This is a genomic window from Gulosibacter hominis, assembly GCF_904842695.1.
Lineage (GTDB): Bacteria > Actinomycetota > Actinomycetes > Actinomycetales > Microbacteriaceae > Gulosibacter > Gulosibacter hominis.
In genome coordinates this window covers 1-22268 of record NZ_CAJGWQ010000020.1, presented here as the reverse complement: position 1 = coordinate 22268, position 22268 = coordinate 1, and the positions used below count along the sequence as shown (strand labels likewise).

Below are 22268 nucleotides of genomic sequence, written 5' to 3'. Positions count from 1 at the left end.
CGGTTTCGCGATTGACAGCTGGCGGTTACTGGTCGGTGGGGTCTGATATCGACGCCTGCTCGTTTGCCTGCGTGATGATCGGAATTGCCTGCGTGGTGGTGGCAACCGAAGCCGCAACCGAGTGATCGGGTTCGGGCTCGGGTTCGGTGAACTCACGGAGCAGCACCAGCGACCGAGAAACGAGGGTGAACGTATCACCGGGACCGAGCGCACCGAGCTGGGTTGCCTTCCCGGCAGTGTCAATCACCGGCTCCCACCGGAAATCAAGATCGGCGTTGGGGAGGCGAGTTTCGACATCGTTTTCTGAGGCATTGAAATAGATGATGAAACTCTTGTCGCGGATGCGTTCGCCGCGCGCATCTCGACCGGCAATCGCATCCCCGTTGAGAAATAGCCCAACGGCGCGCACGAATGCTTCGTTCCAGGCTTCATCCGACATTTGGCTGCCATCGGTCGACAGCCAGATCACATCCGCCAGCCCCTCACCCTCGCCGCGTTTGGCAACGCGGCCATTAAAGAAGTGGTGACGGCGGAAGGTGGGATGCTCGTGGCGCAGTGCCGCGAGTGCGCGCGTGAACTCCATGAGCGGTTTGTCGGCGTGCTCCCAATTAATCCACGACAGCTCACTGTCTTGCGCGTAGGTGTTGTTGTTTCCCTGCTGGGTGCGGCCGAGTTCATCACCGTGGCTGAGCATGGGAACCCCCTGCGACAGCAGCAGCGTGGCGATGAAATTGCGCTGCTGGCGGGCACGCAGCTCGTTAATCGCGGGGTCATCGGTCGGGCCCTCGGCCCCGCAGTTCCACGACCGGTTGTGCGATTCACCGTCACGGTTGTCTTCACCGTTGGCGTCATTGTGTTTGTCGTTGTATGACACCAGGTCACGCAGGGTGAACCCGTCGTGGGCGGTGACGAAGTTGATCGACGCCACCGGGCGCCGGCCCGACCGCTCATACAGATCTGCCGAGCCGGTGACGCGGGTGGCGAACTCGCCGAGTGTTGAGGGCTCACCGCGCCAAAAATCACGCACAGTGTCACGGTATTTGCCGTTCCACTCGGTCCACAGCGGCGGGAAGTTACCCACCTGGTAGCCGCCGGGGCCCACATCCCAAGGCTCAGCAATGAGTTTCGCCTGCGAGACGATCGGGTCTTGCTGCACAAGGTCAAAGAACGACGAAAGCTTGTCGACATCGTGCAGCTCTCGCGCGAGGGTTGAGGCGAGGTCGAAGCGGAAACCGTCGACGTGCATCTCGGTCACCCAGTAGCGCAGCGAGTCCATGATCAGCTGCAGCGAGTGCGGGTGACGCATATTGAGCGAGTTACCGGTGCCGGTGTAGTCGGTGTAGTAGCGCGCATCGGGTTCGAGTCGGTAATAGGCCGCGTTGTCGATACCGCGCCAGCTGAGGGTCGGGCCCAGGTGGTTGCCTTCGGCCGTGTGGTTGTAGACCACGTCGAGGATGACCTCGATGCCGTTGGCGTGCAGGGTTTTCACCATGCTCTTGAACTCCTGGACCTGCTGGCCATTGTCGCCGGTGGAGGAGTAGTCGCCGTGCGGCGCAAAAAAGTTGAGGGTGTTGTAGCCCCAGTAGTTGCGCAGGCCCTTCTCGGCGAGTGTCGAGTCGTGCACAAATTCGTGCACGGGCATGAGCTCGAGTGCGGTGACGCCGAGGCGCTTGAGATGCTCGATTACCGCCGGGTGCGCCACGCCAGCATAGGTGCCGCGCATCGATTCGGGAATGTCGGGATGCAGCTGCGTGAGCCCCTTGACATGCGCCTCGTAGATGACCGAATCGGCGTAGGGGATGCGCGGGAGACGGTCGCCGTCCCAGTCGAAAAACGGGTTAATCACCACGCCCTTGGGCATGTACTTGGCTGAGTCTTCGTCATTGCGCGAGTCGGGGTCGCCGAAGTTATAAGAAAAAACCGCCTGGTTCCACTCGATATTGCCGGTGATGGCTTTGGCGTACGGGTCGAGCACCAGTTTGTTGGGGTTGAACCGGTGGCCGGTTGCGGGGTCGTAGGCGCCGTGAATTCGGTAGCCATAGAGCTGACCGGGCTGCACCTGCGGCAGGTAGCAGTGCCACACAAACGCATCCTGTTCAAAAAGCCGCACCCGGGTTTCGGTGCCGTCCTGGTCGAACAGGCACAGTTCAACCTTTTCTGCCCCGCCCGAATAGATGGCGAAGTTGGTGCCGGTGCCATCGAAGGTGGCCCCCAGCGGGTATGGCTGGCCCGGCCAACTGTGCGGAGTTTCGGTTTGCGACATGAACGAGGTTCCTTTCTTAGGCCCCTAACCATAGAGCGCTGCCCTGACAGGAACGCTGAGCTTCGGTAACCGGTGGGTTGCCGGTTGGCAAAGCAAATCAGGGTAGGTTCGCTGCTATGACCGTCGCACCGCGTGCATCCAGCCGACCCTGTGGCCGGACGCTGCTTATTGATGGCCGATCTGGTGCCGGCAAGACCGAGCTGGCCCGCACGCTCGCCCGTGAGTACGGTTGCGAGCTGGTGCATGTCGAGCATTTTTATCCCGGCTGGGAGGGACTGAGTGCCGGGGCACGGTGGCTGGTGGATGCGGTGCTCGCGCCGCGGGCGCGCGGCGAGCGGGTGCGGTTGCGCGAGTGGGATTGGCACCGCGGCGGTTTTCATGATGGCGCAATGCTTGCCCCCGAACCCGATCTCATCGTGGAGGGATGCGGGGCGATTACCCGGGCATCGCTGCCGTATGCCGATGCCTCGCTCTGGCTGGATGCATCCGAATCGTTGCGGCGCGATCGCGCCCGCAGACGTGACGGCTCCGACGACTGGTGGGAGGGCTGGCGCGCGCAGGAAGACGCCCTCTACGCGTTGGAGGCGCCGGCCCAGCTGGCGGATGCGACATTCGAAATGCCGGGCGATATCGATGCGGTGCACAGGCTGCTCGGGCAGCGGGGCTTCGCGAAGTCGCCCGGCAGCGAGGGCCGACTCGAGTAAGCGGCCGGAGTTAGTAGTCGCTCATGTTCACAACCGAGAATGCGGCGAACCCAACAGTGGCCCCGATCACGATGAACACCACGAACATGATGACAAACGCCACGAGTCCGAGGATGAGCGAGGCGCGGGCGAAGTTTTGTTTGGCTTTGGAACTATCAGAGCCGAAGGCAAGCACCAGCAGATAGATGAACCCGATGAGTGGGAGGCCGGCAACAAAAAGCGTGAGAATCCAGCTGCCGAGCCCCTCGGGGTCTTCCGGCGGCTGAGCGTTATAGCCGTACGGCGGGACGGGCTGATGCGCGGGCTGATAGTTCATCTGAGGGAATGACATCGAACACTCTTTCTGCTGGCAGATTCGGGAATCGAAGGTCGACTCGGTGCGGACAACCTATCGGGAGACTGAGTCGGCGCGCTGAACGGGCACCATCCAATTATGAGGAACGAGTGCGGCGGAAAGTTCCCGGGATGCGTTATCCCCAACCGAGTTCGTGAAGCTGTTCGTCGTCGATGCCGTAGTAATGCGCGATTTCGTGGACGAGCGTGATGTGCACCTCATCGCGAAGCTCCTCGATGGTTTCGCAGATTGCCAGTAGCGGCTCGCGAAACAGGATGATGCGGTCGGGCAGTTCGCCGTAGCCGTATGCGCCGCGTTCGGTGAGATCGAATCCTTCGTATACGCCGAGCATGTCGAGCGACCCGTCGGGCGGTCGATCTTCGATCAGGAACACCACATTGTCGAGGCCGTCAACCACCCGGTCGGGGAGCGCGTCGAGTTCGCTCACGACAAGCTGTTCAAAATCTTCGGCGCTGAGCTCGATCATGCTGCCTCCAAAAACGGGGCCGTGCGAACACTTGCTGAGTTATCACTCATTCGTCTCTAGCTTTCTCGTCGAGTGTGTCCGGTTTTTCGCCTGTTTTTACATCGATGGTGCGAAAAGCGAGCCTTGCGTGCTCCAGGCCGCGCCATGCCGCATCGAATTCACGCTGCGGTTTTGCGGCGGTGACAACTCGGTCGAACATATCGTGTAATGGTGCGAAATCGCGTTGATCTGAGGCCGCGCGACCAGCTCGATCGTTGGTCGAGCCGCGCACGGCACGCCAGTCGAGCTGCCACCCCGCGGCGCGTGCGATTCGGCTCCAGAACACCCGTTGAGTCCGACCATTACCTTCACGAAATGGGTGGATGTAGTTGAAGGCATCGTAGTGGTAGGCCAGTCGTTCGATGAACTCGTTACGGGGGAGGCCCTGCAGCTCATTGTCATCGCGGAGCTCTTTGGCCGCAAACATCGCCGCGCGTTCGATCATCGACACCGGTAGGAAGAACTGCGCGCCATCTTCGTTTTTGCGGATGTCAACGGTGCGCAGCTCACCCGCCCAGGCATAGACATCCTGAAACAGGTGGCGGTGAATCGCACGTAATTCTTCGAGATCGCCAGTCGGTTTCACCGGGTGATCCACGAGCTGCACAAGGCGCGCTGAGTCCGGGCGCCGACCAAGTTTCGTAACAGGCCCGAATCGGGGTCAATATACGGGTCAACCAAAAAATCAGGCGAGGCCATAGCGTGCGCGTGCGCGGGCGACAAGCTCATCCGAGCTGATTTGTCCGGTGATGTACTCCTGCGCGTCTTCACGGGTGACTGGATCGACACGCAGGCCTTCCATTTCACCGCTGTGAATCGCCTCGGCTACGAGCGCTTCACGCTCAGTGGCTGTCATAGTGGCGGATGCCGTAGTGGTGATAGAGGAAGTGCTCATGATGTGCCCTTTCCTAAGTCTGCTGCTCGCCATTTTACTGTCTTGAACTAAACGGTGCGAAGGGGAGTCGTTCGAGTTCAGATGAAACTACGAAGCGCTGACAGCATTAGAAGCGAACACAGAAGTATTGGGGCGAACGACGGGTTTTGAACCCGCGACCTCCTGGACCACAACCAAGCGCTCTACCAACTGAGCTACGTCCGCCATGTTGTTTGCTCACGCATGCAACTTGGCCATGATAGCCCAATTCTCGGCACATAGCGACTCGGCGGCGCGGCTAGCTAATCGCGTTCGAGTAGCGGCGCGAACTCATCCGCAACCTGCTTGGAGGTTTCCTTCAACTCGGTGCTGCTGGGGCCGGGCTGGGGGATGCACATTGCCGCGCGGTAATAACGCAGTTCGCGAATCGATTCGAGGATGTCGGCGGCGGCGCGGTGCCCGCCGTGTTTTTCGGGCGACTGGAAGTAGATGCGCGGGTACCAGCGGCGGGCGAGCTCTTTGAACGTTGACACGTCGATATTGCGATAGTGCAGGAATTCATCCAGCTCGGGCATGTAGCGGGCGAGGAACATGCGGTCGGTGCCGATTGTGTTGCCGGCAAGTGGTGCCTGCTTGGCTGCGGGCACAAACCGCTTCACATAGTCGAGCACCTGCTGTTGCGCATCGGCCAGCGAAATGCCGTGCGGGATTTCTTCGGACAGCCCCGAGGTGCGGTGCATCTCGGTGACAAAATCGTTCATGTGGTCGAGGGCCGCCTGTGATGGCTTAATGACCACGCTGAGCCCCTCAGTATCGAGCACATTGAGTTCGAAGTCGGTGACGAATACCGCAACCTCAACCAGCTCGTCGATTTGCGGGTCGAGCCCGGTCATTTCGCAGTCAATCCACACCAGCCGGTCATTCGCATTGCTCATGCATCCAATGGTAGCCACCGCCAAAGTGCATCCTCACGGTGTTGCTGGTGCCGGTACGCTGGAAGCATTCGCCTCCATAGCTCAATGGATAGAGCAACGGCCTTCTAATCCGTAGGTTGCAGGTTCGAGTCCTGCTGGGGGCGCTGTCAATGGCGGTGCTGGGGTAAACGCGCCGGGTGTGGCGGTCGCAAGCCCCCAGCCGTTAAGGTGATTCGCGGTGAGCCGGGAAGTCTGGTCGGCGCATTCATCGGCGTGACTGCCGGAATGGATGGCATTGTTCGCGAAACGCTCTGAGGATCTCGATGACTAACGCACCCGCCTCCCAACCCGATACAGCCCCGCAAGAAGAAACCGCTTTTGCGCCCTCGTCGCCGAGCGAGCTGCAGCGAATCGCACAGATCGTCAGCAAAGAAACCATCGGTGGTGGGCTGCTCATCGTGGCCGCCGTGATCGCGATTGTGCTGGCCAACAGTCCACTATCGGGCTGGTACGAGGGGCTTCGCGACACCAAGGCCGGTTTTCAATTCGGCGACTGGTCATTCGAGATGACGGTGGGGCACTGGGCCGCCGACGGGCTGCTCGCAGTGTTTTTCTTTTTGGCGGGTCTCGAGCTCAAGCGCGAATTTGTCGAGGGTGACCTGCGTAAACCCAGCCGCGCGATAGTGCCAATTGCGGCCGCTGCTGGCGGGGTAATCGTGCCCGCCCTCATCTACATTTTTTTCGCCGGTAACGATCCGCAACTGTCGCACGGCTGGGCGATTCCCACAGCCACCGATATTGCCTTCGCAGTGGCAGTGCTTGCGGTTGTCGGCTCGAAGCTGCCGCTCGCGCTGCGCACCTTCTTGCTCACCCTCGCTGTTGTCGATGACCTCATCGCCATCGTCATTATCGCGATTGCCTACACCTCGGCGCTGTCACTCGGCCACCTTTTTGCGGCGCTCGTGCCGCTTGCCGGCTATTGGTTGCTGGCGCACTACGGCCGCAACCTCTTCCGGAAAGACAAGGGAGCGGCATGGTTTCTGCTGCTGCCGCTCGGCATCATCGTGTGGGCGCTGTTCTACCTCTCGGGTATTCACGCCACCATCGCCGGTGTGCTGCTGGGCTTCTCGGTGCCGGTGCGGCCAGCCAGGGGCGAAACCGGCGACGAAATGAGCCTCGCTGAAACGTTCGAACACCGCTTCCGGCCGCTTTCAGCCGGTATTTGCGTGCCCCTGTTCGCGTTCTTCTCGGCCGGGGTTTCGTTTGCGGGCATGGACTTCGCTGCCCTCACCTCGCCGCTGGTGCTGGGTATCGCCCTCGGCCTCATCATCGGTAAACCCATCGGTATAACGCTGGCGGTTTTCCTCACCACGCGTGTACAGCGCATCAACCTTGACCCGGCCATTAAATGGCTCGATATTGTCGCGGTGTCGATGATCGCGGGTATCGGGTTCACGGTGTCGCTGCTCATCTCAGAACTTGCCTTCCCGATCGGCATCCCCGAACACGAACTGTCGAAGTCGGCAATTCTGATCGCATCCACGTTCGCTGCCATTTTGGGCGGCACTTTCCTCTGGCTGCGCGGTCGCGCCCACGAACGATCGCAAGCCGCGCAAACCGCCGCCGACGAAACCGACGAACCGGTCAGCCGAGCGTGACAGAATCCGGCTATGCGTCCCCTACAGCAAGAGATCATTACCGCGCTCGCGGTGCGGGCAACTATCGATCCGGCCGATGAAATTGAGCGTCGCGTTCAGTTTTTGGTCGACTATCTCGAAAAAACCGGAGTGTGTGGGTTCGTGCTCGGAATTTCCGGTGGTCAAGACTCGACGCTGGCGGGCCGGCTAGCGCAGCTGGCGGTTGAGCGGGTGCGGGCCAATGGCGGGGATGCGCGCTTTGTAGCGATGCGGCTGCCGCACGGCACGCAGGTGGACGAAGCGGATGCACAGCTGGCGCTCCAATTCATCCGGCCGGATGAAACGGTGGCAGTCAACATTAAGGCGGCTGTTGACGGGCTGAGTGAGGCGTTTGCGCCAGCGCAATTGAGCGATTTTAATCGCGGCAATATTAAGGCTCGCATCCGCATGGTGGCGCAATTTGCGCTCGGTGGTGAACACGGGATGCTGGTGCTGGGAAGCGATCACGCGGCTGAGGCTGTCACCGGTTTTTTCACAAAATTTGGCGATGGTGCGGCGGATGTGATGCCGCTGAGTGGACTGACAAAACAGCAGGGCCGCGAACTGCTGCAGCACCTCGGTGCGGATGCGCGGCTCTACGAAAAAGTGCCCACGGCCGACCTGCTTGATGGTGTGCCCGGCCGGCCGGATGAAACCGAGCTCGGGCTCAGCTACCGCGATATCGACACCTATCTCACCGGCGGTGAAGTCGCCGACGAGATCGCCGCAAAAATCGAGGGCTACTATCTGCGCACTCGACACAAGCGGCAGCTACCGGTAACCCCCACTGATCAGTGGTGGCGCTAGCACGGTGCCAGTTTTGCGCACACAGCGAGAGCCCGCGTGAACGCTTCACGCGGGCTCTCATGGCTGAGACGTAGCCAGCATCGGTCTCGAGAATTAGCTAACTGCTCACTCCGGGATGAACCCGGTGCTAGCAAGTTTGATTTGTGGTCGAACCAGGCATTTCGGGTAGCTGCTCGACCATAGAGTTATCCGTGTATTGAGAGGGAATGAATACGTGACAGGCATCAATGACAGAGGTGCTCTGCTGCGCGCGCGAGTTCAACGCATAGCAGCTGCCGCGGCGGTAGTGATTGGTGCTGTGTTTGTGGCCGCGCCCGGTGCCAGTGCCTACGAGCTGGAGCACTCCTTCGCAGTTGGCGAGGGATCTGGAATTGATGAATTGCACGATGCTGATCTCACCGGTGAAGGCGTGACGATCGCGGTGGCTGGCGAGGGGTTCGCTACGGATGTGCCTGATCTGCGCGGTGCTGATGCCACGTATGTGCCTCTCCCGGAACAGTGTCAATTCGACCTGCCGGCAGATTCGCCAGGTACGGAGTATACGACCGGCGCGGTCACCACAATCGTCGGGCAGGGTGGTGACGGCATGATTGCCGGCGTGGCACCTCGCGCAAAGGTGCTGGTCTACCAGGTGCCGCCGGCCGGAGCTGATGCGGAGAGCGCAGGCTGGCCTGCTGACTGCGACCGTGCACGTGTCGATCTTGCGGCGCGCATGATGCAGGCGGATGAGGACGGCGCCGATATTTTTCTGGTTGGTGATGACGTGCAGCGCGACGAGTATCTCGCCTCCCAGCAGCCGGGCAACGGGGCACTGGACTATTGGGCACTGCGCGATCACGCCTACCTCATTCCCGCGGGCGATCGCGGCGGACACAACACTCCTGAATCGGCCAGTTACTTTGGTGCGATTGGTGTTGCGGCGTTGGAAACACCGACACGGCTATGGAGTCAATCGACTCTCGCCGAGGGACTAGTGCTCGGCGCTCCTGGCGTTGACATACCGGTTCGCAACCTCGCCGATGGTGACATCGAATCGGCATCGAGCTCGGTTTACGCAGCTGCCACAACTGCGGGCATTCTGGCACTGTTGCAACAGGCGACACCGGAAGCGACGACCCATCAGCTCACCCAGCTCCTACGCAGCACGGCTGAGCCAATCACACTTGATTCGCCAAGGCCCAACCAGGCTGTCGAGGCGATAGACCCGGGCAGACTCCTGGAAATTGACGCACAGGAGTTTACCGATGAGCCCGCTTTTGACCACTTCAGTGACCCGCGCTTTGGTGATCCCGAACTCTCCGGAGTGCGTTCGATCCTCCTTGGCGAGCCTCCGTCATCAGGGCTGCATTCTCCCCGCCACTATCGCCAGGGAGTTGGGGTTCTTGAAGGCGCGCTCGAATGGATCCCAGAGCGTGCAGTCGCGGAATCATGGCAGACGGCGCCCACCACTGAATCGCGACTGGACGAAGGCCAGCAAGCTCAATCGGACGAACAAGCCGGGTGGTTTTGGCCAGTTGCGGCGCTCACAGCGGTAATCGCTGCCGGCGCGGTGGCGTTTTCAAACTCAATTACTCAGCGTCGCAAAGTGGCAGCTGAATCATCGCATCAAATCGAACACACTGAGGAGTAGCCGTGGGATACGAGAAATTTGCCACGAAGGTGGGGGAACTGAAACGCGCCGCAATTGATGCATGGATGTATTCCGAGACCGGCTGGGGATGGGAGGTACGCGGCGACGTTTATCAAGTGATAGGTGATAGTCGTTCCAAAGTGACCCGTCCCGGGCAGGATGGTGAAGGTGGTGGTGACTGGTCGGGGCCGGTGATGATTAATATCTTTGGCTGGGACGTGCTTGGATTTGACGACCAGAAAGACGCGGAATTTCAGGGATATTTCGCGGAGGTGCGAAATACAATTGACTCAATTGTCGGTAGGTGGGCTGATCTACCTGACCCGGCTGAAGTCGATGAGATAGTCGAACGCTGCCGAACCGTGAGTGGCCACTTGTCGGTAGAACCGGTTGTGGCGGATGCGAACTCGAACATCTCAGTAGCATCCGAAGACTTGGCCGTGGGCATGAACGGGATTAGCTCGCATGTCGCCGGGCTTTCAGGCAACACGATCGACGCTTTCAAAGATAAGTTTCTGCTGAAACTGCCTATGGCTATCGCCGGGAGCTTGGCGATTTCCGCTGTTCGCGGCGGCGTTGTGGCCGCCGAAAAGGCGATCTGGGAGAAGGCACGTGAAGACGTGATGGCGACGCTCGAAACGGCGATCCAAGCATTCAACGCGATCGCCCAAGGAACTACAGCCACGTGGCAAGATCAGCTCCACGTCTTCGGCTTGGCAGCCGAGGGCGTCAGCCTCTTCATGCCAGGAGTGCTCGGAAAAGTCCTCGAAACTGCCTCATTTGGAGTCAGCCTCGTTCCGGAACCCAAGGGAGACTCGAGAGCAGGCGTGGGGGCGCCAGGAAAATATTCTGAGGGCGTGGAATCATTATCGAAGCAACTCGATGCGCTGAGTCAGCAGATCCGAGCTGAGGAAGAGGCCCTGCGCGAAAGCCTGACAGGGACGATTTCTGGTGTTGGAACACAAAAAGGTACTTATGACCTGGTGCTCGACAGAATCTACGATCTTGACTGCTCTGTAAATATGGTCGAGAGCGAAGTCAATGCCATTACCGAGAGGTACATGCCAAAGGTGCAAACTGCGCTGAGTGCTGCCGCGTCTGAGACGATCACTTGCACGATTGGGAACCAGGTGGCGCGCTCTGCTGATATCGGGCTTGGTGCATATGGACCTGCCTATGAACTCTACGACTTGACGATACTGCACTACGAGCTGACGAAGGACTTGGCATGGGAAGTTGAGAACGGGGCGGTGCAGCTCCACCTTGCGCTTCAAGACTTCATCGAGTCCGATAATCAGTCGGCTGATCAATTAAGAGACTTTGCTGCCAGTCTCGAAGGCGGTAGCGGTTTTGATCCGTGGGACTAGCTGAGATAGAACTGCGCCCGCGACTACAAAGCGGCCGCGGGCACAGCCCTATTATTACCTTGAGCGGCTAGTTACTGCCGGGCACCTCGAGCAGCTGCGCGAGCTGGTCGTGCAGCGGCGAGATCGGGAACGGCTTGCCATCGAGTTCAATAATCGGTGCCAGGATGCGGCCGGTAGAAACCAGCCAGCCGCCCCGAGCCCGGTCAAGGTCGGCGAGGTTGAGCACATCGAATCGGGCGGTGAGGCCGGCGGCTGGCGCGCCGTCGATCATGGCCTGAATGGTGAGCGAGCGAAGCAGCCCATCTTGTGTGGGGGTAACCAGCTCGCCGTCGATGTCGAGCACGAGCGAAGAGGTCGGCCCTTCGAGCAATCGGCCACTGGGCGACACGAACAGCGCATCATCGGCACCGTGGGCCGCCGCCCAGCGCTTTGCTGCCATATTGATGCCGTAAGACAGGCTCTTGGCACCCGGCAGCAGCCAGGGCAGCTCGCTCGTTTCTTCGGCCTCAATTCCGCGGTCGAGCACGAGCACTCGTACGCCCTCGCGTTCTTGCACCACCCGCTTGCTGATTGCCGAGATCATCGCCCAGGCGCTCGGCTGGCGAGTTTCAGGGCTCTCAGTCTCCGGTCCGCGAGTGAGCACCATGCGCAGTGTCGTTTCGGGAGCTGCATCCCAATCCCAGGCGTCGGTGAGCGCAGCGACCGCGCGGCGGTACCCGGCCGCATCCGGTTCTGGTAGTGACAGGACGCGTGCCGAATTTGCGAGTCGCTCGAGGTTCGCATCCAGGTTGGCAAACCGGCCGGCGTAACCGTGCGCAACATCAAAAACTCCGTCGCCGCGCACGATACCGAGGTCGTCGGGCCGCACCATCATGCTGGTGACGTCGTGCAGCGAGCCGTCAAGAAAGGCTACCAGTGGAACAGGTGTCATGTAATTCAGCGTACTCTTGCGCGCATGACTACAACATTTGTTCTCGCCGGTGGCTGCTTTTGGTGTCTTGATGCCGTGTACCGCAATGTACGCGGCGTGACTGCCATCACCGCCGGTTATATCGGCGGCGCGGTTGCCGAACCGAGCTATGAGCAGGTGTGCACCGGCAGAACCGGTCACGCAGAGGCGATCCGCATCGAGTTCGACGAGACGATCATTCCCGCCGATATCGTGCTCGACATTTTTTTCACTCTGCACGACCCTCGACAACTCAACCGGCAGGGCGCAGATATTGGCACCCAGTACCGTTCGGCGATGTTCCCGGCGGATGCGCAGCAGCGCGAACAATTTACCGCCGCCATCGATCGCGCCAATGAGCTGTGGGGCGGTGGGGTGGTGACCGCGATCGAGGACGCCACCGATTTTTGGCCGGCTGAGGATTACCACCAGGACTTTTTCGCAAAAAACCCCGGCAACGGCTACTGCAATGCCGTCGCGGTACCAAAGGTGCGGAAAGTGCGTGCCCGATTCGCTGAATGGATGGGGTAGTTCGCTGAGTGGATGGGGTAGTGCCGCGCCGCATCACTGTGAAACCGACCGGCCTGTTAATAGCGGGTTATCCACAGCGACCGTCTTGCTGCCGATGTGACCGGACATGATCGCGAGAGACTGCGGGCACGGTCGGTGAGCCTCGTAACATTCGACACGGCACGGGCTCGCCGATCGTCTCAACACCCAGCACGATTGGAGCCTGCATGTCAGATCAGATCACAGTGGTCGGAGTTATCGGAACCGATCCCGAACACAAACACAGCGATAACGGTGATCTCACCATCACCACTTTTCGACTCGCCTCTTCACGGCGTCGGCGCAACGAAGAGGGTAAGTGGGAAGACCAGCACACCAACTGGTACACCATCACCTGTTTCCGTAATCTCGCCACCAATGTCAAGGCGAGCCTCGCCAAGGGGCACCGGGTCATGGTGCAGGGGCGGCTGCAAATTAGTGAGTTTCAGCGCGAAGACAACAGCAACGGCAAGCGCATCGAGATCCTCGCGAATCACGTCGGCCCCGACCTTTCGTTTGCCACCGCTACCGTGAGCAGCAACGCGCGGCAGCGTGAAGAAGCAGACAGCGACATCACTACGCCTGCCAGCGATTCGGCAGTCGGATTTGCCGACATCGGTGCGCAGACGGCTGAGCTGTCGGATGCGGGCAAACCGTTCTAATGTCAGCGTGGGCAGTCCCGCGCACAATTGCTCGGGACTGCTTCGTTGCGGCGGAAGCTGAGTGGCCGATGGCGATCTTGCGGAATTGGCCACGTAGAATGCCAACTCGATGAGTCGCTTCAAAAATTTTCCGCGTGCGGTGCTGCTGCCGACGTCCGCGCTCCTGTTCGCGAGTGTGGCGCTGGTTGGTTGCACGAGCGGCGCCACCAACGGCGGGCCGGTCGAAACCACCACCGCGGCCGAAGCCACGCCCACTCAGGCGCCCGAGTTTGTGCCCGACGGCGGGGCAGAGGCGAACCACGCCTACTTTGACGCGACGCTCAAACAGGTGCTGTCGGCAAATCCCGGCGCGGGCTCCAAAGACCTCGTCAACGCGCTCGTAGACGCCGGCTTCGACAAGTCAAAAATGGAAGTGACCAGCGATAAAACGCCGATCGGGCTCGACACCACCTTTGTGATTGTGTCGGTGCACATGCCCGACAATATGTGCCTTTTGGGCGAGCGCGGCCCAGATGGCCGCTACGCATCGCTGGTCTCCAAACCGATTAGCAGCGGCAAGTGTCAGCTTGCCAAGTCGATCGATATTGACTGGTAGCCACAGCTTTACCGCGACTTGACCACATCCGATAACCGCAATTCATAGACTGGACAACATGGCCGAGTACATCTATCAAATGGTTCGCGCCCGCAAGAAGGTGGGCGACAAGCTGATTCTCGACGACGTAACAATGTCGTTTTTCCCCGGTGCCAAGATCGGTATGGTCGGCCCGAACGGTGCCGGTAAATCGACCATCCTCAAAATCATGGCCGGTCTCGACGAGCCGTCGAATGGTGAGGCCAAGCTCACCCCCGGCTTCAGCGTTGGCATCCTGCTCCAGGAACCGCCGCTGGACGAGTCGAAAACCGTGCGTGAGAACGTCGAAGAGGGAGTTGCCGATATTAAGGGCAAGCTCGACCGCTTCAACCAGATCTCCGAAGAAATGGCGCAGCCAGACGCCGACTTTGATGCGCTCATGGAAGAGATGGGCACGCTGCAGACCGAGATCGACCAGCTCGATGCCTGGGACCTCGACTCGCAGCTCGAGCAGGCGATGGACGCGCTGCGCTGCCCGCCCGCTGATGAACCCGTCACCAACCTCTCGGGTGGTGAGCGCCGCCGAGTGGCGCTGTGCAAGCTGCTGCTCGAAAAGCCGGATCTGCTGCTGCTCGATGAGCCCACGAACCACCTCGACGCCGAGAGCGTGCTGTGGCTCGAGCAGCACCTGCAGAAGTACCCCGGTGCGGTGATCGCGATCACCCACGACCGGTACTTCCTCGATCACGTCGCCCAGTGGATCGCCGAGGTCGACCGCGGCCGCCTCTACCCCTACGAGGGCAACTACTCGACGTATCTCGAGAAGAAAAAAGAACGACTGCAGATTCAGGGCAAAAAAGACGCCAAGCTGGCCAAGCGCCTCGCCGAAGAGCTCGAGTGGGTGCGTTCAAACACCAAGGGGCGCCAGGCCAAGTCGAAAGCCCGTCTGGCACGCTACGAAGAGATGGCGGCCGAGGCGGAGCGCACCCGGAAGCTTGATTTTGAAGAGATTCAAATTCCGCCGGGGCCGCGTCTGGGCAATATCGTGCTCGAAGCCACCGACCTCAAAAAGGGCTTCGGCGACCGCGTGCTGTTCGATAACCTCAGCTTCTCGCTGCCACGCAACGGCATCGTCGGCATCATCGGTCCGAACGGTGTTGGTAAATCAACGCTGTTCAAGACCATCGTTGGTATTGAGCCGCTCGACTCGGGTGACCTGAAGATTGGCGAAACCGTCAAACTTTCGTACGTCGACCAGAACCGCGCCGGTATCGACCCCGAAAAGTCGGTCTGGGAGGTTGTGAGCGACGGTCTTGACTTCATCCAGGTTGGTCAGGTCGAAATTCCCTCGCGCGCCTATGTGTCGTCGTTCGGTTTTAAGGGCCCAGACCAGCAGAAGAAGTCGGGCGTGCTGTCGGGTGGTGAGCGCAACCGGCTGAACCTGGCGCTCACTCTCAAACAGGGCGGTAACCTGCTGCTGCTTGACGAGCCCACGAATGACCTCGACGTTGAAACGCTGTCGAGCCTCGAAAACGCGCTGCTCGAGTTCCCCGGTTGCGCCGTGGTGATCACCCACGACCGGTGGTTCCTCGACCGCGTGGCCACGCACATCCTTGCCTATGAAGGCACCGATGAAAACCCGTCGAACTGGTACTGGTTTGAGGGCAACTTTGAGGGCTATGAGGCGAACAAGATTGAGCGCCTCGGCCCGGAAGCGGCCAAACCCTCGCGAGTCACCTACCGAAAGCTCACTCGCGACTAATGCTCGAAACATTCGAAAGCGGCCACGTGGACGGCGAACGCCGATTCCACGTGGCCGTGCCGGTACGCTGGCGCGACCTGGATGCGTACGGTCATGTCAATAACGCGACACTATTCACGTTGCTCGAAGAAGCGCGTATCGCGGCGTTTTGGAAACCGCAGCCTGGTACCGAAACGAACCGCCCGATGGGCATTGTGGATGCCGGCAGCGGCGGCGACACACTCACACTCATCGCCGGCCACGCGATTGACTACCGGGCGCCGATCCCGCACTATCCCGAACCGCTCGACGTGCAGATTTGGGTGAGCCATCTCGGTGCGGCATCGGCCGAAATTGCCTACGAGGTGTGGAGCCCGGTTGGGCATGGGTCACGCATCCTGCACACTGCGGCGCGCTCATCGATTGTGTTTCTCGACGCCGAGTCGCAGCGGCCGCGCCGGCTCAACGACGCCGAACGCGCGGCCTGGCAGCCATTTTTGGGTGAGCCGCCGAAGCTGCGCGTCGACCGGGTGGATCGCGCCGGCGAGCACACGCCCGGTGGCGAAGCGGCAGTCAAATGAGCGCCCGGATTCGTTTCGAGGATGCGCGGGTGCGCGATGATCTGGCCACCTATTTTGGCCGGGCGGGCCGGATCGAGGACGGTTCGGTGCTGGTTGAGCAGATCGGCTCGGCGGTGGCCTTTTGGGTGCCGGTGCTGCGCCCAGCTGGCATTCTCGACCGTTCACCGCTGACCATCGGCGTGCGGGCCATCGCCGGCGAGGTGCTGGATGCTGATTCAAGCGACTGCGCCTCCGGCCGGTTTGAGGCGGTGGTGCCGCTGCGAGGGTTTCTCGATCGGCTCGCACGTGAAGCCTCCGGGGACGCGGCACTGGAACTGTCGGTTCCACCCGAGCGGCGGCTGGAATCGTGGACGGGCCGGCGTCCGCCGCTACATGGCTGGACGCTTGTCGGCCAGCTGGATGCTGCGGCCGTGCTTGCCGCAGCCGAAGCTGGGATCGCTGCGGTGGCGAACAGCGCTGACCAGCAGGCGGGCCGTACCGACACTTGGACGCGTGAGCTGCCAGACAGCTGCGGGGCGCTGGCCGGTGACACTCGACCGCCGGCGGGGGTCGCCTTTGCCGGACACGCGCTCGGCTTCTGGCGCGCCGGTGACCCCATCGCCGTGCATATCGCGGCCGGTTGGTGGCGGTTGGTGAGCCGAACCGGCCAGATTTTGGCGCAGCGATAAAATAATTATCGTGCTATTGTTCAAGTGACCAATCTCAATGGCGAGTTGGCATTTAACTAATTACATTCATTAAATGTCATTAGTGCGCCGGGGTTACTCCGGTATGAATGCCATTAGCCGCGTGAGTGGTTAATGGCATTCTTTTATTGCATCCCGTGAAATAAATGATGATCGTTCAGTTGCTGCGCTCGCCTTACGGCGCGGCACAAACCGACTTAGCGAGGTGAAGCATGCCGCAGATCGACTCGACAATTGCGGCGCTCAAGCAGGATGTGTTTGAGCGCAACCTCAATGAGCCGGAGTACCACCAGACAGTCGCCGAGGTGCTCGACTCGCTCGGGCCGGTGCTCGAGCAGCACCCTGAGTACCTCGACCACGACATCATCCATCGCCTCTGCGAGCCGGAGCGGCAGATTATTTTTCGGGTGCCGTGGCGCGATGACCGCGGACAGGTGCACATCAATCGCGGTTACCGGGTCGAATTCAACTCGGCGCTTGGTCCCTACAAGGGCGGGCTGCGTTTTCATCCATCCGTGAATCTCGGCATCGTCAAGTTTTTGGGTTTCGAGCAGATCTTTAAAAATGCACTCACCGGGCTTCCGATCGGTGGCGGTAAGGGCGGTGCAAATTTTGACCCCCGCGGTCGCAGCGACGCTGAAATCATGGCGTTTTGTCAGTCGTTCATGACCGAGCTCTACCGACACATTGGTGAATATACCGACGTGCCCGCCGGTGATATCGGTGTGGGAACCCGAGAAATTGGCTACCTATTTGGCCAGTACAAACGAATCACCAATCGATTCGAAGCGGGCGCCTTCACCGGTAAAGGGCTCAACTGGGGCGGGTCGCTGGTGCGCACTGAAGCAACCGGTTATGGCACCATCTACTTCGCCCGCGAACAGCTCGCCACGATGGGCGAAACCCTCGACGGGAAGCGCGTCTCGGTTTCCGGTGCGGGCAATGTCGCCCTCTATGCCATCGAAAAAGCCCAGGCACTTGGCGCCAGGGTGGTGACCGCATCCGATTCATCTGGCTGCGTTTTTGATCCCGATGGAATCGATCTCGAGCTGCTGAAACAGGTGAAAGAAATCGAGCGCGGCCGCATCCGCGACTATGCCGACCGGCGCGGCCCCAGGGTTGAGTTTCACGCGCGCATCACGGATGTGTGGGATGTGCCGACGGATATTGCGCTGCCGTGTGCCACCCAGAACGAGCTCGACGGCCAATCGGCGCGTGCGCTCATCGACAACGGTGTGAAAGTGGTGGCTGAGGGTGCGAATATGCCCTGCACTCCCGAAGCGGCGCAGTTGTTACGGGCAGCAAAACACGTGTTATTTGGCCCGGCCAAAGCGGTGAACTCGGGAGGCGTCGCCACCTCCGCACTCGAAATGCAACAAAACGCATCCCGTGACAGCTGGGACTTTGCCTACACCGAGTCGCGGCTCGAAGAGATCATGGTGTCAGTGCACGCACGCGTGCGGGCAACCGCCAGCCGCTATGGCGATCCGAACGACTATGTGCTCGGGGCCAATATCGCCGCTTTCACCAAAGTGGTCGACGCCATGATCGCCCAGGGGCTCGTCTGAACTTGTTGCTGAATGCCGCAGCCACTCCGGCAGACGCCGCGGTTGGCCAGTTCTGCCGCGGAATCCACTAGCATCAGAGGCACGACAGGGGAGCGCCACCGGGGCGCTGAGAGTGCGGTACGGACCGCTGACCCTCGAACCTGAACCGGTTAGCACCGGCGGAGGAAGTCGAGCTTTACCTCTCCTCGCAGTTAATGCGAGCCCTCCATACACAGTGGAGGTTCACATGCGTCGTCAAATCCGATTCATTGCCGCAGCGGCAGTGGCCGCGCTCGCGCTCAGCGGGTGCAGCATCAGCGCCTCGCCGAGCACCGACGCAACCGGCACCGACGGCGCCGGCGGCACCGTCACCATCCTGACGCACGATTCATTCCAGATCACCGCCGAGCAAAAAGCCGATTTTGAAACAAAGTCGGGCTACAAACTGGTCACCACCGCACCCGGCGATGCCGGCTTCGTGGTGAACCAACTGCTGCTGGGTAAGGATGCACCGACCGTCGACGGTGTGTTTGGTATTGACAACTTTTCGGCAACCACCATTACCGATGCCGATGTGCTGAGCGAATATCAATCAGCCGCACTGCCCGATAGCGCCGCCAACTACGCGATGGGTAAAACGCTCACCCCGATCGACCACGGCCAGGTGTGCATCAACATTGACCGCGACTGGTTCGCCGACAATGGCGTTGCCGAACCAACTAGCCTCGACCAGCTGGCCGAACCCGAATATGCAAAGCTGCTGGTGATCACCGATCCGAGCACCTCATCACCGGGGCTTGCCTTCTTGGCCGGTGTTGTAAGCAAGTACGGAGACGGCTGGCAGAGCTACATGTCGAAGCTGCTTGATGGCGGCACCCGTGTGGCAGCCGGCTGGTCGGATGCGTACTACAGCGACTTTTCGGGGTCAGAAGGCAAGGGCGATTACCCGCTGGTGCTGAGCTATGCCTCATCGCCGGCCGCTGAGGGCGGCAAGACCGGCAATCTCGAGGCGAGCTGCGTTGCCCAGATTGAGTATGCCGGTGTGGTTGCCGGCGCGAAAAACCCCGAGGGCGCGCAGGCGTTCATTGACTACCTGCTCAGCGACGAATACCAGGTCACGATTCCCGAGCAGATGTACATGTACCCGGTCAGCGACCAGGTCGACCTTCCTGAGGAGTGGGCGAAACATGCCCAGCCATCAACGACGCCGATTGATGTCGACCCTGCCCAGGTTGCGGCCGAGCGGGAGACCTGGCTGAACGAGTTCACGAAGCTGAGCGAATAGCACCGTGAAACGGTGCGACGGGCTCTGGTCCCTGTGGCTGGTGGCCGGCCTCGTTCCGGCGGCACTGCTTGCGGTGCTGTTCGCGTGGCCGGTCACCGCCATGCTCGTGCGCGGCTTTACTGACGGGGCCCGAATTGACCTTTCGGTGGCCGCAAGCGTGCTCACCGAAGGGCGCACCTGGCGAATTGTTGCGCAAACGCTAGGGATGGCGCTGGCCGCGACCGCTGGTTGCGTGCTGTTGGGGGTGCCCGGAGCCTGGGCCCTGTATCGAGTGCGATTCCGCGGTCAAACCGCCTTGCGCATGGCCGCGACCATGCCGTTCGTATTGCCCACCGTCGTGGTGGGTATGGCGTTCCGCTCGCTGGGGCTCGAGGGGAGCATTACCGCCGTCGTGCTCGCCATGATGTTTTTTAACTACGGTCTGGTGGCGCGCACGGTCGGCACCCTGTGGCGAGGGCTCGACTATCGCGCCGCCGAGGCCGCAGCAACCCTCGGTGCCGGGCCCACGCGGGTGTTTCTCACGGTGACCCTGCCGCAATTGATGCCCGCAATTGCCGCCGCGGCGAGTCTCGTGCTGCTGTTTTGCTCAACCGCGTTCGGCATTGTCCGCACCCTGGGAACGCCAGGTGTCGGCACTCTCGAAACCGAAATTTATCGTCAAACCACGGCGGCGTTTGATCTTCGTGCGGCGGCAGTGTTGTCGTGCCTACAGCTGGTGATCGTGGTGCTGACCGTTACCGCATCGAATGCGCTCACGCGCCGAAATCACCAGCCGCTACGGCAACACCAGCCGCGATTGCGACCGATCACCGCGCGCACCTCGCCGGCGGTGATCGTCACAGTTGCGGTGATCGCCGGATTGATCGTGTTGCCACTTTTGGGACTGTTTCGGGCCGCGTTCACGGTCGGTGGTGAGTTGAGTATCGAAAACTTCGCCAAACTTGCCACCTCTGGAACCGGGTTCGGTGGTGGGGTGACCGTGCTTGCAGCGCTCGAAAATTCGCTGCGCATCGGCGTGGATGCCACAGTGCTATCGCTCATTATCGGGGTGCCACTGTCGCTGCTGCTATCGCGACCCAACGCATCCCGAATAACCAGGCTGCTCGACACTGCCATCATGCTGCCGCTGGGGGTTTCAGCGGTGACGGTGGGCTTCGGCATGGTGGTTTCGATCCAAGCCGCCTGGCCAAACCTCGCCACCTCAGGTGCGCTCGTCCCTGCGGCGCAGGCCGTGATTGCCGTACCGATTGTGGTGCGGTTGCTGGTGCCGGCGCTGCGAGCGATCGATAACCGGCAGCGCGAAGCGGCGGCGGTGCTCGGAGCTTCACCACTTCGCGTGCTGCTGACAGTTGACGGTGCCGTGCTGGCGCGCATGGTGGGGCCGGCTGCGGGGTTTGCCTACGCGCTGTCGCTCGGAGAGTTTGGAGCCACCACTTTTTTGGCGCGCCCGGATGCTCCCACTCTGCCGGTCGTGATCGTGCGGCTGCTCGGCCGCCCCGGTGATTTCAACTACGGCATGGCAATGGCCGGTGCGGTGGTGCTGGCGCTATTGACCGGAGCGATTCTGCTGCTGAGCGAGCAACTGCGCCCGCGCCAGCTCCCCGGGGCGCGCGCTACCGAGAGCCTGCTCATTCAGCCAAAGAAAGCGAGCACAGTATGACCGATTCGACGAACTCGTTACCGGCGCTGCAGCTTGAAGCGGTCACGGTGGGCTACGAACCCGGAAAACCGGTGGTTGCCGGTGCCGACCTCGAACTGCAGCCGGGCGAAATTGTGGTGTTGCTTGGCGCAAGCGGCTGCGGAAAATCGACGCTACTTCGCGCCATTGCCGGGCTCGAGCCGGTGTGGTCGGGACGCATCCTGATGTCGGGCGATGACGTTACTGATGTGCCCACGCACCGGCGGGGCTGCGGCATGGTCTTTCAGGATGCGCAGCTGTTCGCGAATCGTTCGGTGGCTCGCAATATTGCGTACGGGCTCGAGGTGCAGCGGATGTCAGCGGCGCAGCGCCGCGACCGCGTGACTGAGCTACTTGAACTGGTGGGGATGCCGCAACTCGGCGACCGATCGGTTGCGCAGCTATCGGGCGGGCAGGCCCAGCGGGTGGCACTGGCGCGAGCGTTAGCACCACGGCCGCGCATCATGCTGCTCGATGAACCGTTCTCGGCTCTCGATCGCGAACTACGCGAGCGGCTGGCAATCGAGGTACGGGAGATCCTGCGCGGACAGGCAACCGCCGCCGTGCACGTCACCCACGACTGGGAGGAAGCTCGCATGATGGCCGATCGCATCGTCGAAATCCGCGATGGCGCTCTGCGCCCACAAACCGCATAAGTAAGCGCGACACGCCCGGGATTCAAGAGCGATTTGCATAACCGGCCACAAGTGCGTAAATTATTCCCTTGTCGCCGCGAGACGCCAAGCGCCAGAGAGCGCGAGGGTCACGAAATCGGATTCAACCGGTAGGCGACCAGAACTACCACTCCCAGTGAAGCTGACATGGTTTGTTGTGTTGGTGGGTTTGGGGTGTGTTTGGTCCTTGAGAACTCAACAGCGTGCACTTTTTTGAATGCCAGTTTATTTTTTTGCCTCGGCATGA

At 60.9% G+C, this 22268-nt stretch carries 22 protein-coding genes, 2 tRNA genes and 1 riboswitch; of the genes, 16 read left to right on the top strand and 8 right to left on the bottom strand.

Translation table 11 applies throughout. The features are described from left to right. Positions 1 to 25: 25 nt before the first annotated feature. Positions 26 to 2263: a glycogen debranching protein GlgX gene (gene glgX, locus JMV54_RS09970; protein ID WP_201518769.1), complete on the bottom strand. Its 2238-nt coding sequence runs from the start codon at positions 2261 to 2263 to the stop codon at positions 26 to 28. A gap of 116 nt (positions 2264 to 2379) precedes the next feature. On the opposite strand from glgX, the gene JMV54_RS09965 reads away from it, so the two are divergent. Beyond that, positions 2380 to 2967, top strand: coding sequence for a nucleoside/nucleotide kinase family protein (locus tag JMV54_RS09965; RefSeq protein WP_201518768.1), 588 nt, complete (start codon positions 2380 to 2382; stop codon positions 2965 to 2967). Positions 2968 to 2977: 10 nt separating this feature from the next. On the opposite strand, the gene JMV54_RS09960 is transcribed toward JMV54_RS09965, so the two are convergent. The 6 genes from JMV54_RS09960 to orn all read right to left on the bottom strand — a co-directional run bounded on the left by JMV54_RS09960 (position 2978) and on the right by orn (position 5636). Further along, entirely contained in the window at positions 2978 to 3298 is a 321-nt protein-coding gene (locus tag JMV54_RS09960) for a hypothetical protein (RefSeq protein ID WP_201518767.1), read from the bottom strand. A gap of 139 nt (positions 3299 to 3437) precedes the next feature. Next, positions 3438 to 3788, bottom strand: a complete 351-nt coding sequence (locus JMV54_RS09955) for a metallopeptidase family protein (RefSeq protein WP_201518766.1) — start codon at positions 3786 to 3788, stop codon at positions 3438 to 3440. Positions 3789 to 3834: 46 nt separating this feature from the next. Further along, on the bottom strand, positions 3835 to 4413 hold the full coding sequence (locus JMV54_RS09950) for a Fic/DOC family protein (protein WP_230972914.1): 579 nt from the start codon (positions 4411 to 4413) through the stop codon (positions 3835 to 3837). Positions 4414 to 4512: 99 nt separating this feature from the next. After that, entirely contained in the window at positions 4513 to 4722 is a 210-nt protein-coding gene (locus tag JMV54_RS09945; protein WP_230972913.1) for an antitoxin VbhA family protein, read from the bottom strand. Between the two features lie 128 nt (positions 4723 to 4850). Beyond that, positions 4851 to 4926 (bottom strand) — tRNA-His (locus JMV54_RS09940). Between the two features lie 77 nt (positions 4927 to 5003). Next, positions 5004 to 5636, bottom strand: a complete 633-nt coding sequence (gene orn, locus JMV54_RS09935; protein ID WP_201518765.1) for an oligoribonuclease — start codon at positions 5634 to 5636, stop codon at positions 5004 to 5006. 70 nt (positions 5637 to 5706) lie between these two features. Between orn and JMV54_RS09930 the strand changes: the two genes are divergently transcribed. From JMV54_RS09930 to JMV54_RS09910, 5 genes are all read left to right on the top strand, one after another. Beyond that, positions 5707 to 5779, top strand: a tRNA-Arg gene (locus JMV54_RS09930). 159 nt (positions 5780 to 5938) lie between these two features. Then, a complete protein-coding gene (gene nhaA, locus JMV54_RS09925; RefSeq protein ID WP_201518764.1) occupies positions 5939 to 7273 on the top strand; it encodes a Na+/H+ antiporter NhaA in 1335 nt (444 codons plus the stop codon). Positions 7274 to 7285: 12 nt separating this feature from the next. After that, positions 7286 to 8098 carry an ammonia-dependent NAD(+) synthetase gene (gene nadE / locus JMV54_RS09920; protein ID WP_201518763.1) on the top strand — a complete coding sequence of 271 codons (813 nt, stop codon included), beginning with the start codon at positions 7286 to 7288 and terminating at the stop codon, positions 8096 to 8098. Between the two features lie 286 nt (positions 8099 to 8384). Continuing rightward, positions 8385 to 9728, top strand: coding sequence for a S8/S53 family peptidase (locus JMV54_RS09915; RefSeq protein WP_201518762.1), 1344 nt, complete (start codon positions 8385 to 8387; stop codon positions 9726 to 9728). Positions 9729 to 9730: 2 nt separating this feature from the next. Further along, positions 9731 to 11095, top strand: coding sequence for a hypothetical protein (locus JMV54_RS09910; RefSeq protein ID WP_201518761.1), 1365 nt, complete (start codon positions 9731 to 9733; stop codon positions 11093 to 11095). A 67-nt stretch (positions 11096 to 11162) separates the two neighbouring features. On the opposite strand, the gene JMV54_RS09905 is transcribed toward JMV54_RS09910, so the two are convergent. After that, positions 11163 to 12026, bottom strand: coding sequence for an aminotransferase class IV (locus JMV54_RS09905; RefSeq protein WP_201518760.1), 864 nt, complete (start codon positions 12024 to 12026; stop codon positions 11163 to 11165). A 24-nt stretch (positions 12027 to 12050) separates the two neighbouring features. On the opposite strand from JMV54_RS09905, the gene msrA reads away from it, so the two are divergent. The 10 genes from msrA (at position 12051) to JMV54_RS09855 (ending at position 22003) form a co-directional block, all read left to right on the top strand. Beyond that, a complete protein-coding gene (msrA, locus tag JMV54_RS09900) occupies positions 12051 to 12575 on the top strand; it encodes a peptide-methionine (S)-S-oxide reductase MsrA (RefSeq protein ID WP_201518759.1) in 525 nt (174 codons plus the stop codon). Positions 12576 to 12781: 206 nt separating this feature from the next. Further along, entirely contained in the window at positions 12782 to 13255 is a 474-nt protein-coding gene (locus JMV54_RS09895; RefSeq protein ID WP_201518758.1) for a single-stranded DNA-binding protein, read from the top strand. A 109-nt stretch (positions 13256 to 13364) separates the two neighbouring features. Further along, a complete protein-coding gene (locus tag JMV54_RS09890; RefSeq protein ID WP_201518757.1) occupies positions 13365 to 13850 on the top strand; it encodes a DUF6993 domain-containing protein in 486 nt (161 codons plus the stop codon). Between the two features lie 58 nt (positions 13851 to 13908). Beyond that, positions 13909 to 15591: an energy-dependent translational throttle protein EttA gene (gene ettA / locus JMV54_RS09885; RefSeq protein ID WP_201518756.1), complete on the top strand. Its 1683-nt coding sequence runs from the start codon at positions 13909 to 13911 to the stop codon at positions 15589 to 15591. Then, positions 15591 to 16151 (top strand): acyl-CoA thioesterase, encoded by a 561-nt coding sequence (locus JMV54_RS09880; RefSeq protein WP_201518755.1) that lies wholly within the window; start codon positions 15591 to 15593, stop codon positions 16149 to 16151. Before ettA ends, JMV54_RS09880 begins: the two co-directional genes overlap by 1 nt. Continuing rightward, positions 16148 to 16819, top strand: coding sequence for a DUF8185 domain-containing protein (locus JMV54_RS09875; protein WP_201518754.1), 672 nt, complete (start codon positions 16148 to 16150; stop codon positions 16817 to 16819). Before JMV54_RS09880 ends, JMV54_RS09875 begins: the two co-directional genes overlap by 4 nt. A 239-nt stretch (positions 16820 to 17058) precedes the next feature. After that, the gene (gdhA, locus tag JMV54_RS09870; protein WP_420842094.1) at positions 17059 to 18405 is read left to right on the top strand and encodes an NADP-specific glutamate dehydrogenase; all 1347 of its coding nucleotides are present in this window, start codon (positions 17059 to 17061) and stop codon (positions 18403 to 18405) included. A 76-nt stretch (positions 18406 to 18481) separates the two neighbouring features. Further along, positions 18482 to 18589: riboswitch (TPP riboswitch) on the top strand. A 42-nt stretch (positions 18590 to 18631) separates the two neighbouring features. Further along, entirely contained in the window at positions 18632 to 19669 is a 1038-nt protein-coding gene (locus tag JMV54_RS09865) for a thiamine ABC transporter substrate-binding protein (protein ID WP_201518752.1), read from the top strand. A gap of 4 nt (positions 19670 to 19673) precedes the next feature. Then, entirely contained in the window at positions 19674 to 21329 is a 1656-nt protein-coding gene (locus tag JMV54_RS09860; RefSeq protein ID WP_230972912.1) for an ABC transporter permease, read from the top strand. Further along, positions 21326 to 22003 (top strand): ABC transporter ATP-binding protein, encoded by a 678-nt coding sequence (locus JMV54_RS09855; RefSeq protein ID WP_201518751.1) that lies wholly within the window; start codon positions 21326 to 21328, stop codon positions 22001 to 22003. The genes JMV54_RS09860 and JMV54_RS09855 overlap by 4 nt, the downstream gene beginning before the upstream one ends. Positions 22004 to 22268 lie beyond the last annotated feature (265 nt).

What these genes read in the sequence shown, in the direction of transcription:
- JMV54_RS09965 (WP_201518768.1), top strand. Translation starts at nt 2,380, where the DNA reads ATGACCGTCGCACCGCGTGCATCCAGCCGACCCTGTGGCCGGACGCTG.
- JMV54_RS09945 (WP_230972913.1), bottom strand. Translation starts at nt 4,722, where the DNA reads ATGAGCACTTCCTCTATCACCACTACGGCATCCGCCACTATGACAGCC.
- nadE (WP_201518763.1), top strand. Translation starts at nt 7,286, where the DNA reads ATGCGTCCCCTACAGCAAGAGATCATTACCGCGCTCGCGGTGCGGGCA.
- JMV54_RS09855 (WP_201518751.1), top strand. Translation starts at nt 21,326, where the DNA reads ATGACCGATTCGACGAACTCGTTACCGGCGCTGCAGCTTGAAGCGGTC.
- JMV54_RS09865 (WP_201518752.1), top strand. Translation starts at nt 18,632, where the DNA reads ATGCGTCGTCAAATCCGATTCATTGCCGCAGCGGCAGTGGCCGCGCTC.
- orn (WP_201518765.1), bottom strand. Translation starts at nt 5,636, where the DNA reads ATGAGCAATGCGAATGACCGGCTGGTGTGGATTGACTGCGAAATGACC.
- msrA (WP_201518759.1), top strand. Translation starts at nt 12,051, where the DNA reads ATGACTACAACATTTGTTCTCGCCGGTGGCTGCTTTTGGTGTCTTGAT.
- JMV54_RS09890 (WP_201518757.1), top strand. Translation starts at nt 13,365, where the DNA reads ATGAGTCGCTTCAAAAATTTTCCGCGTGCGGTGCTGCTGCCGACGTCC.
- JMV54_RS09895 (WP_201518758.1), top strand. Translation starts at nt 12,782, where the DNA reads ATGTCAGATCAGATCACAGTGGTCGGAGTTATCGGAACCGATCCCGAA.
- ettA (WP_201518756.1), top strand. Translation starts at nt 13,909, where the DNA reads ATGGCCGAGTACATCTATCAAATGGTTCGCGCCCGCAAGAAGGTGGGC.
- nhaA (WP_201518764.1), top strand. Translation starts at nt 5,939, where the DNA reads ATGACTAACGCACCCGCCTCCCAACCCGATACAGCCCCGCAAGAAGAA.
- JMV54_RS09905 (WP_201518760.1), bottom strand. Translation starts at nt 12,026, where the DNA reads ATGACACCTGTTCCACTGGTAGCCTTTCTTGACGGCTCGCTGCACGAC.
- JMV54_RS09955 (WP_201518766.1), bottom strand. Translation starts at nt 3,788, where the DNA reads ATGATCGAGCTCAGCGCCGAAGATTTTGAACAGCTTGTCGTGAGCGAA.
- JMV54_RS09880 (WP_201518755.1), top strand. Translation starts at nt 15,591, where the DNA reads ATGCTCGAAACATTCGAAAGCGGCCACGTGGACGGCGAACGCCGATTC.
- glgX (WP_201518769.1), bottom strand. Translation starts at nt 2,263, where the DNA reads ATGTCGCAAACCGAAACTCCGCACAGTTGGCCGGGCCAGCCATACCCG.
- JMV54_RS09875 (WP_201518754.1), top strand. Translation starts at nt 16,148, where the DNA reads ATGAGCGCCCGGATTCGTTTCGAGGATGCGCGGGTGCGCGATGATCTG.
- JMV54_RS09960 (WP_201518767.1), bottom strand. Translation starts at nt 3,298, where the DNA reads ATGTCATTCCCTCAGATGAACTATCAGCCCGCGCATCAGCCCGTCCCG.